Annotated in this window: 1 protein-coding gene; it reads left to right on the forward strand. The window is 61.1% G+C overall.

Annotated features, from left to right (window positions below; genetic code table 11):
* Positions 1–54 precede the first annotated feature (54 nt).
* Entirely contained in the window at positions 55–2,325 is a 2,271-nt protein-coding gene (gene clpA / locus ACIOMR_RS30855) for an ATP-dependent Clp protease ATP-binding subunit ClpA (RefSeq protein ID WP_003219606.1), read from the forward strand.
* Positions 2,326–2,494: the final 169 nt, after the last annotated feature.

The raw sequence follows: 2,494 nt of genomic DNA on the forward strand, positions 1-2,494 counted from the left end.
CTGTGAACTCGAGAAGGACGGGTAACTCCGACCACTTGGGTATGAGGTGAAGCTATGTTAAACCGCGAGCTCGAAGTCACCCTCAATCTTGCCTTCAAGGAGGCCCGTTCGAAGCGTCATGAATTCATGACCGTCGAACACCTGCTGCTGGCACTTTTGGATAACGAAGCTGCCGCCACCGTACTGCGTGCGTGTGGTGCCAATCTCGACAAACTCAAGCATGACCTGCAGGAGTTTATCGACTCCACCACGCCGTTGATCCCCGTTCATGACGAGGACCGCGAGACCCAGCCAACCCTGGGCTTCCAGCGGGTACTGCAGCGTGCCGTTTTCCACGTACAGAGCTCCGGCAAGCGCGAAGTCACAGGGGCCAATGTGCTCGTGGCGATCTTCAGCGAGCAGGAAAGCCAGGCTGTGTTCCTGCTCAAGCAGCAAAGCGTTGCCCGTATTGATGTCGTCAACTACATCGCCCATGGCATTTCCAAGGTGCCGGGGCATGGCGATCACTCGGAAGGTGAGCAGGATATGCAGGATGACGAGGGCGGTGAGTCTTCTTCTTCGAGCAACCCGCTGGACGCTTATGCCAGCAACCTCAACGAACTGGCGCGCCAGGGGCGGATCGATCCGCTGGTGGGGCGTGAGCTGGAAGTTGAGCGCGTGGCGCAGATCCTGGCGCGTCGCCGCAAGAACAACCCGTTGTTGGTCGGTGAGGCAGGCGTGGGTAAAACCGCGATTGCCGAAGGCCTGGCCAAACGCATTGTTGATAACCAGGTGCCCGACCTGCTGGCCAACAGCGTCGTCTACTCCCTTGACCTGGGCGCATTGCTCGCCGGGACCAAGTACCGTGGCGATTTCGAGAAGCGCTTCAAGGCGTTGCTCGGCGAGCTGAAAAAACGCCCGCAGGCGATCCTGTTCATTGACGAAATCCACACCATCATCGGTGCCGGTGCGGCTTCCGGTGGCGTGATGGATGCGTCGAACCTGCTCAAGCCGCTGCTGTCTTCGGGCGATATCCGTTGCATCGGTTCGACCACGTTCCAGGAATTCCGCGGGATCTTCGAAAAAGACCGCGCCCTGGCGCGCCGCTTCCAGAAAGTGGATGTGTCCGAGCCTTCGGTAGAAGACACCATTGGCATCCTGCGCGGGCTCAAGGGGCGCTTTGAAGCGCACCATGGCATCGAGTACACCGATGAGGCGCTGCGTGCAGCCGCCGAGCTGGCATCGCGCTACATCAATGACCGGCACATGCCGGACAAGGCCATCGACGTGATCGACGAGGCGGGTGCCTACCAGCGCCTGCAGCCGGTAGAGAAGCGTGTGAAACGCATCGACGTGCCTCAGGTCGAGGATATCGTGGCGAAGATCGCGCGGATTCCGCCAAAACACGTCAACACCTCCGATCGGGAGCTGCTGCGTAACCTGGAGCGCGACCTCAAGCTGACCGTGTTTGGTCAGGATGCAGCCATCGACTCGCTGTCCACCGCGATCAAGCTGTCCCGCGCTGGCCTCAAGTCGCCGGACAAGCCGGTCGGTTCGTTCCTGTTCGCCGGGCCTACCGGCGTCGGCAAGACCGAAGCGGCGCGGCAATTGGCCAAGGCCATGGGGATCGAGCTGGTGCGTTTCGACATGTCCGAGTACATGGAGCGTCACACCGTGTCGCGCCTGATCGGTGCGCCTCCGGGCTATGTCGGCTTCGACCAGGGCGGCCTGTTGACCGAGGCGATCACCAAGCAGCCACATTGCGTGCTGCTGCTCGATGAAATCGAGAAGGCGCACCCGGAAGTCTTCAACCTGCTGTTGCAGGTCATGGACCACGGCACCCTGACCGACAACAACGGGCGCAAGGCGGACTTCCGCAACGTGATCGTGATCATGACCACCAACGCCGGTGCCGAAACGGCCGCGCGGGCTTCCATTGGCTTTACTCATCAGGATCACTCTTCCGACGCCATGGAAGTGATCAAGAAGAGTTTCACGCCGGAATTCCGCAACCGCCTGGACACCATCATTCAGTTTGGTCGCCTCAGCCATGAGGTCATCAAAAGCGTGGTGGACAAGTTCCTCACCGAGCTCCAGGCGCAGTTGGAAGACAAGCGCGTGCAGCTGGAAGTCTCGGACGCGGCGCGCAACTGGCTGGCGGAAGGTGGCTACGACGCGGCAATGGGCGCTCGGCCAATGGCTCGCCTGATCCAGGACAAGATCAAGCGCCCACTGGCGGAAGAGATCCTGTTCGGCGAACTGGCAGATCATGGTGGCGTGGTGCATATCGATCTGAAGGACGGCGAGTTGACCTTCGACTTCGAAACCACGGCTGAAATGGCCTGATAGCTGACGCAACAAAACAAAAAGGCGCCGAGAGGCGCCTTTTTGCTGCCTTGAAACCGATGCAGATCAAATGTGGGAGCGGGGGGGGGGGGGGGGGGGGGGGGGGGGGGGGGGCACGCGCAGGCAGAGAGTTAGGCGGAGCGCGGGCCACCCCCGCGGCCCCACAGAA

Origin of the sequence: Pseudomonas sp. NPDC087814, from assembly GCF_044742865.1 — a bacterium.
Taxonomy (GTDB): domain Bacteria; phylum Pseudomonadota; class Gammaproteobacteria; order Pseudomonadales; family Pseudomonadaceae; genus Aquipseudomonas.

Coding starts and splice junctions, on each gene's coding strand:
- clpA (WP_003219606.1), top strand. CDS start 55: ATGTTAAACCGCGAGCTCGAAGTCACCCTCAATCTTGCCTTCAAGGAG.